Origin of the sequence: Conexibacter stalactiti, assembly GCF_033542075.1 — a bacterium.
GTDB classification, from domain to species: domain Bacteria; phylum Actinomycetota; class Thermoleophilia; order Solirubrobacterales; family Solirubrobacteraceae; genus Conexibacter; species Conexibacter stalactiti.
This window is the reverse complement of record NZ_JAWSTH010000181.1, coordinates 1-5,604: the sequence shown is the minus strand read 5'-3', so window position 1 is coordinate 5,604 and position 5,604 is coordinate 1. Positions and strand designations below refer to the sequence as shown.

The window sequence follows — 5,604 nt, the reverse complement described above, 5'->3', positions numbered from 1 at the left end:
CGTGCGCGGCGGCCGCGCCAAGCGTCGCGCCCGCGCCCGCGCCCGCGACGCCGCCGCGGAGCCGCGCGCATGAGCGCCGCCCTCTCGGTGCGTCGCGTGTCCGTCCGGCTCGGCGGCCGCCTCGCGCTCCGCGACGCCGAGCTGGAGGTCGAGCGCGGCGAGCTGGTCGGCCTGATCGGCCCCAACGGCGCCGGCAAGACGACGCTGCTGCGGGCCGCGCTCGGGCTGCTCGCCCCGCACAGCGGCCGCGTCGAGGTCGACGGCCGCAAGGCCGCGCCCGGCCGCGTCCCGATCGGGTACGTGCCGCAACGCCACGAGTTCGCCTGGGAGTTCCCGATCTCGGTCGAGGACGCGGTGATGACCGGCCGCACCGGCACGCTCGGCCTCTTGCGCCGCCCCGGCGTCGCCGACTGGCAGGCGGTCGACGAGGCGCTCGAGCGGGTCCGCATGGCCGAGCTGCGCACGCGACCGGTCGGCGAGCTGTCGGGCGGGCAGCGCCAGCGGGTGCTGGTCGCCCGCGCGCTCGCCTTGCAGTCGCCGCTGCTGCTGCTCGACGAGCCCTTCACCGGGCTCGACATGCCGACGCAGGAGCTGCTGTCGGAGCTGTTCCTGGCGCTGGCGCGCGAGGACCGCGCGGTGCTGATGACGACGCACGACCTCGCCGCCGCGATCTACGGCTGCGACCGGCTGGCGCTGCTCAACCAGACGGTCGTCGCCGTCGGCGCGCCGCGGCAGCTGGCCGGCGACGCCGCGCTGTGGCAGCGCACCTTCGGCATCGGCGAGCGCAGCCCGCTGCTGCGGATCCTCGCGGCGGCCGCGTGATGTCGCCGGCCGACTTCCTCACCGACCTGCTCAACCCCGACCTCGCCTTCCTGCCGAAGGCGCTGCTCGTCGCGGTGATGTCGTCGATCGTCTGCGGCGTCGTCGGCTGCTACGTCGTGCTGCGCGGGATGGCCTTCATCGGCGACGCCGTCGCGCACGCGGTCTTCCCGGGGCTGGCGGTCGCGTTCGTGCTCGGCGGCAGTCTCGTCGTCGGCGGCACGATCGCGGGGGTCGTGACGGCGATCCTCGTCGCGGTCTTCTCGCAGAGTCGCCGCCTGAAGGAGGACTCGATCATCGGCGTCTTCTTCGTCGCCGCCTTCGCGCTCGGGATCGTGATCATCTCGCGGGCGCCGGGGTACGCCGGCTCGCTGCAGCAGTTTCTGTTCGGCTCGATCACGGGGATCCCCGACGAGGACGTCTACGTCGTCGCCGGCACCGGCCTGCTCGTGCTCGGGATCGTGCTGCTGCTGCACAAGGAGCTGGTGACGATCTCGCTCGACCGCGAGACGGCCCGCTCGCTGGGGATCAAGGTCTTCTGGCTCGACCTCGTGCTGTACGTGCTCGTGACGCTCGCGGTCGTCATCAGCGTGCAGACGATCGGCAACGTGCTCGTGCTGGCGCTGCTGATCACGCCGCCCGCGACCGCGCGCCTGCTGACCGATCGGCTCGGCGTGATGATGGCGCTGGCGCCGGCGATCGGCGGCCTCGGAGCCTTCGTCGGCCTCTACATCTCGTGGTCGTGGGACTACCCGACCGGCGGCACGATCGTGCTCGTGCTGACCGGCTGCTTCCTGCTGGCGTGGTGCTGGCGTCTGGTCAAGAATAAGACTCAGTCCTATTTTTGCTAGCCTGCCGCGCATGAGAAAGCTCCCTGTGACCGTCCTCTCCGGCTTCCTCGGCGCCGGCAAGACGACGCTGTTGGAACACGTGCTGCGCAACCGCGACGGCCGCCGCGTCGCCGTGATCGTCAACGACATGAGCGAGGTCAACGTCGACGCGCAGCTGGTGCAGCGCGGCGACGCCGCCGTCGACCACGTCGCCGAGCGGCTCGTCGAGATGTCCAACGGCTGCATCTGCTGCACGCTGCGCGAGGACCTGTTGATCGAGGTCGCGCGGCTGGCGCGCGAAGGCCGCTTCGACGCGCTGCTGATCGAGTCGACGGGGATCTCGGAGCCGCTGCCGGTCGCCGAGACGTTCACCTTCGCCGACGCGGCCGGCGAGTCGCTCGGCGACGTCGCGCGGCTCGACACGATGGTGACCGTGATCGACGCCTCCACCTTCCTGGAGGAGTGCGACGGCGTCGAGGACCTCAACCAGCGCGGCGTCGGCCTCGGCCCCGAGGACGACCGCGCGATCGTCGACCTGCTCGTCGACCAGGTCGAGTTCTGCGACGTCGCGATCGTCAACAAGTGCGACCTCGTCGACCACGACACGGTCGCGCGGATCGAGGCGATCGTCCGCACGCTCAACCCCGGCGCGCGGATCGTGCGCGCGACCAACGCCGAGGTGCCGCTGCGGTTGGTGCTCGACACCGGCAGCTTCGACCTCGAGCGGGCCGAGCAGGCGGCCGGATGGCTGCAGGTCGCGCGCGGCGAGGAGCAGCCGGAGACCGACGAGTACGGCATCTCCAGCTTCGTCTTCCGCAGCCGCCGGCCGTTTCACCCGCAGCGGCTGTGGGAGCGACTCAACCGCCCCTGGGAGGGCGTCCTGCGCGCGAAGGGCTTCTTCTGGCTGGCGACCCGCCACGACATCGCGGCGGAGTGGTCGCAGGCCGGCAAGGTGCTGACGGTCGGCGCCGCCGGCGGCTGGTACGCGGCGCTGAGCGAGGCCGAGCTGGCCGACGAGCCGGCGTGGGCGGACGCGCTGCGCGAGCTGGCCGACGGTCCCTACGGCGACCGCCGGCAAGAGCTGGTCTTCATCGGCACCGAGATGGACCGCGAGCAGATCGAGGCCGACCTCGCCGACTGCCTGCTGAGCGACGCCGAGCTGTCGCTCGGCCCCGACGGCTGGACGCTGCTCGACGACCCCTTCCCGGCCTGGGAGCCGAACGCCGCGCTCGAGCACGACAGCTCCGCGGCGTAGGCCGGCCCGACGACATGAACATCGACAAGGACGTGACTGTGAAGCTCCGTGCACTGCTGATCGGGCTGGTGGCCGTGCTGGCCGCCGCCCTCGCGCCGGCGCTCGCCGGCGCCGCCCTCCCGACGCAGGAGCGGCACGTGCTCTCGGTGGGCCACGTCGACGCGATCGCGCCGGAGTGGGCCGGCGGCAGACTGAGCGTGCGCCTGCACGACGACAGCGGCGAGGCCGGCGAGGTCGAGCGCGATCCCGGCGACGTGCTGCTGCACGCCAAGCCCGAATCGGAGGTGCAGATCCCCGACGGGCTCGATCCCGCCTTCTACGCCGTCTGGGGCGAGCCGGGCGCGACGCGCTGGCTGCTGCCGCAGACGCAGAACCCGGATCTCGTCTGGGCCGGCTGGTCGAGCGAGTCGATCCCGGCCGGGGTGTTCGAGGGCGACACGCTGACGTGGAGACTGATCAGCGTCAGCGGCCCCGGCTGGCTGAAGATCTTCAACGACAGTCCCTTCGGGCTGCCGCAGATGAAGCTCGACGGCAGTCAGGCGCTGCCGGTCAGCACGCAGATGGGCGTCGCCACGCACGCGCACTTCAACTGGCTGTTCTCCGCGAAGGGCCTCTACAGAATCCGCTTCGAGGTCTCCGGGACGCCGCTCGGCGGCAGCGCCGTCAGCAGCGGCTCGGTCGAGTACCGCGTCTTCGTCGGCGACCTCGCCGACCTGCCCGACGATCCGGCCGCGCCGGAGCTGGCGATCGCCGGCCTGCGCGACCCCTACGCGCCCGGCGAGCGCGTCGAGCTGACCGCGGTGCAGACGCCGCAGACCGACCTCGACCACTACCACTGGTTCTCCCGCTGCGGGTCGGCGACCGAGTTCACCGAGGTCGGCGGCGGCGGCGCGCACGCCTTCGACGCCACGCTGGAGCACGACGGCTGCGACTACCGCGTGACGCTCTACGGCGATTCGCACGCGGCGCTGGCGACCTCGCCGGCGGTCACGCTCCATGTCGCCGCGCCGCCGGTCGTCACGCCGCCGGTCGTCGAGCCGCCCGTGGTCGTGCCGCCGGTGCTCGTGCCGCCCGTCACCGTCCCGCCGGCCGTGCCGCCGGGAACGGACGCTCCGCAGGCCGCGTCGCCGGGCAGGAGAGCGGCTGCGACGGCGCTGGCACTGCGCACCGTCAGCGCGAAGGGCCGGCAGCTGAGCGTCGCGGTCAGGCTGGGCAGCAGAGCGCGCGTGACCGTGCGCGTGCTGCGCGGCACGCGCGTCGTCTCGCGCGGCTCCGCGGGCGTCGTCAAGGCCGGCTCGCGCACGCTCCGCGTCAGGCTTGGCAAGCGCCTCGGCGCCGGTCGCTACCGCGTCGTCGTGACGGCCCGCACGGGCGGCAGAACGGTCACGCGGACGGTCTCGCTGCGGATCGGCTGACGGAATAGAAAAGCCCCGCGTGAGCGGGGCTTTTCCGTAGTCAGCAGTAAGCGGGATCCTGTCTAAGAGCAGCCATCCATCTAAGCGGCCGACCTGGACCTCGGCGGGCAACCTGCAAACGGTCCGGCTTGGCCTTGCATCGGGTGGGGTTTGCCTGGACGCGCCGCGTCACCGCGACGCCGGTGCGCTCTTACCGCACCTTTTCACCCTTGCCGGCCCGCCGTTCGCGAACGAGCGGCGGACGTAGGCGGTATGTCTCTGTGGCACTTTCCCGCGGGTTTCCCCGGGTCGCCGTTAGCGACCACCCTGCCCTGCGATGTCCCGACTTTCCTCGAAGGCAGACGTCGCACCTCCGCGGCTGCTTGGCTGACAGGCGCCAGCGTACCGCGATCAGCCGCGCTCGGCGAGCTGTGCAAGCTCGTCGCCGAAGCGACGCTCGATCGCGTCGTCGATCGTGCTCTGGAAGATCGCCAGCACGGCCTTCGACGCCATCGGCCGCAGCCGCTCGATCGTCTCGGCGATCTCGTCCCAGCGGGCGCGCGGGTGGCCGGCCTCCTGGAAGTGCGACCAGACGCGCTCGTGGAAGGTGTCGAGGAAGGCGTCGGCGATCGTCTCGCACTCGCGCTGCACCAGCTCGAAGACCGGCATCACCGGCTCCAGCGGGATGCCGCGGTCGGTCAGCTCGGCGGCGGCGTCGAGCAGCGCCGGCGTCGGCAGCTCCAGGCGGCCGTCGGGCAGCGCGCGGACGGCCCCCAGCTCGGTCGCGCGCTGCACGAGCGCCGGCGTCAGCTGATCGCCGAGCAGCCGCAGCAGCTCGTCGGGCTCGACCGTCCGCGGCGGCTCGGCGCCGGAGGCGCCGCTGACGACCCGGCGCAGGTCGCGCAGCTCCGGCGAGGCGGCCGTGTCGCCGTCGTCGAGCAGGCGGCCGATCGCGGTCAGGTTGAAGCCCTCCGCGCGCAGCTGCCGGATCCGCTCGATCCGCGCGACGTGCTCGGCGCCGTAGAAGCCGACGCCATTGCGCACGACCGGCGGCGGCAGCAGCCGCTGCGTGCGGTAGGCGCGGATGTTGCGCGCCGTCAGCCCGGTCCGCTCCGACAGCTGCTCGATCGTCAGCTCATCGTCGCTCGCGGGGGTGCGGCGCCGTCTGCGGTCGGGGCGGTCGGCGCGGTCGGAGGCCACGCGCTCAAGCGTACCGGCGCTCATCGCGCGGCGAGCGCGGGCGCGCCGGCCGCCACCTCGCCGGGTGCGGCGCCGGCCCGCGCGGGCGCGGCGCCGTAGTCGGCCG

Annotated in this window: 5 protein-coding genes and 1 other RNA gene; 4 read left to right on the top strand and 2 right to left on the bottom strand. The window is 72.9% G+C overall.

What is annotated here, in order from left to right; genetic code table 11:
• The first annotated feature begins 69 nt into the window (after nucleotides 1-69).
• Genes R7226_RS30820 through R7226_RS30805 form a run of 4 tightly spaced genes read left to right on the top strand, consistent with a single transcriptional unit; the run spans nucleotide 70 to nucleotide 4,319 of the window.
• Entirely contained in the window at nucleotides 70-822 is a 753-nt protein-coding gene (locus R7226_RS30820) for an anchored repeat-type ABC transporter ATP-binding subunit (protein WP_318601375.1), read from the top strand.
• Nucleotides 822-1,670, top strand: a complete 849-nt coding sequence (locus R7226_RS30815) for an anchored repeat-type ABC transporter permease subunit (protein ID WP_318601374.1) — start codon at nucleotides 822-824, stop codon at nucleotides 1,668-1,670. Before R7226_RS30820 ends, R7226_RS30815 begins: the two co-directional genes overlap by 1 nt.
• 10 nt (nucleotides 1,671-1,680) lie before the next feature.
• Entirely contained in the window at nucleotides 1,681-2,904 is a 1,224-nt protein-coding gene (locus R7226_RS30810; RefSeq protein ID WP_318601373.1) for a GTP-binding protein, read from the top strand.
• Between the two features lie 38 nt (nucleotides 2,905-2,942).
• On the top strand, nucleotides 2,943-4,319 hold the full coding sequence (locus tag R7226_RS30805; RefSeq protein ID WP_318601372.1) for a choice-of-anchor M domain-containing protein: 1,377 nt from the start codon (nucleotides 2,943-2,945) through the stop codon (nucleotides 4,317-4,319).
• A gap of 36 nt (nucleotides 4,320-4,355) precedes the next feature.
• Here R7226_RS30805 and rnpB read toward each other — a convergent pair.
• Nucleotides 4,356-4,689: RNase P RNA component class A (rnpB, locus tag R7226_RS30800), an RNA gene on the bottom strand.
• Nucleotides 4,690-4,709: 20 nt separating this feature from the next.
• Complete coding sequence (locus R7226_RS30795; protein ID WP_318601370.1) at nucleotides 4,710-5,498, bottom strand: MerR family transcriptional regulator; 789 nt, start codon at nucleotides 5,496-5,498, stop codon at nucleotides 4,710-4,712.
• Between the last annotated feature and the right edge of the window lie 106 nt (nucleotides 5,499-5,604).

What these genes read in the sequence shown, in the direction of transcription:
- R7226_RS30820 (WP_318601375.1), top strand. Translation starts at nt 70, where the DNA reads ATGAGCGCCGCCCTCTCGGTGCGTCGCGTGTCCGTCCGGCTCGGCGGC.
- R7226_RS30815 (WP_318601374.1), top strand. Translation starts at nt 822, where the DNA reads ATGTCGCCGGCCGACTTCCTCACCGACCTGCTCAACCCCGACCTCGCC.
- R7226_RS30810 (WP_318601373.1), top strand. Translation starts at nt 1,681, where the DNA reads ATGAGAAAGCTCCCTGTGACCGTCCTCTCCGGCTTCCTCGGCGCCGGC.